The following is a 627-nucleotide window of genomic DNA, read 5'->3' on the forward strand; positions in this document are numbered from 1 at the left end:
CCAGTACCCCCGACAGGATTGCCACCGCAATCAGTAGCAATAGCATCACATTTTTGAACTGGTCCAGGAGAATGTCCCAGCGGCTACGGGCGTGGGTTTCTTCTAGTTCATTCGGCCCGTATTGGGCGAGTCGTTGCTGGGCTTCCGCTGGCGCCAGACCGTCGGGGCTAGTTTTCAGGTAGGTTAAGGTGTCAGGAATGGAGAGGGTATGCCAGTCGGGTGCAGTGCAATTGGTAGGAACGGCCATGTCCTTGTCGTGGGTACTTAGTTTCCATCCTAGGGGGTGGCCGGATGGTTGAACAGGGGTGTGGGACGCTCAGCCTGGGAATTGATTGCGGCACATCGGCGCTCAAGGCGATGGTGATTGACGCCCAAGGGCAGATTCACCATGCCGACCGGATACCCCTGCGTGACCCGGCAGACCCGTACCAATGGCGGGCAGCACTCGAACAGGTACTCCAAACGATTCCCCCAGCTTTGAAACCCCGTATCCATCACATCGCCATTGCTGGGACATCGGGGACGGTACTACTTGTTGACGATCAAGGGGAACCCGTCGCGCCTGTTTTGCTCTACAACGATGCCTGCGCTGTCGTTTGCCTAGAAGAACTGCAGCGTTATGTTCCG

The 627-nt window shown here is 57.3% G+C and carries 2 protein-coding genes; one reads left to right on the forward strand and one right to left on the reverse strand.

Annotation, left to right across the window (positions count from 1 at the left end):
• Positions 1-247, reverse strand: a 247-nt coding sequence (locus NZ585_14990) for a cation-transporting P-type ATPase (GenBank protein ID MCS7081337.1), incomplete at its 3' end; no start/stop codon positions are given.
• 44 nt (positions 248-291) lie between these two features.
• Here NZ585_14990 and NZ585_14995 point away from each other — a divergent pair.
• Positions 292-627 (forward strand): FGGY family carbohydrate kinase (locus tag NZ585_14995; GenBank protein MCS7081338.1); only part of this gene is annotated, 336 nt, incomplete at its 3' end.

It is taken from the genome of Chloracidobacterium sp., assembly GCA_025057975.1.
GTDB lineage: Bacteria > Acidobacteriota > Blastocatellia > Chloracidobacteriales > Chloracidobacteriaceae > Chloracidobacterium.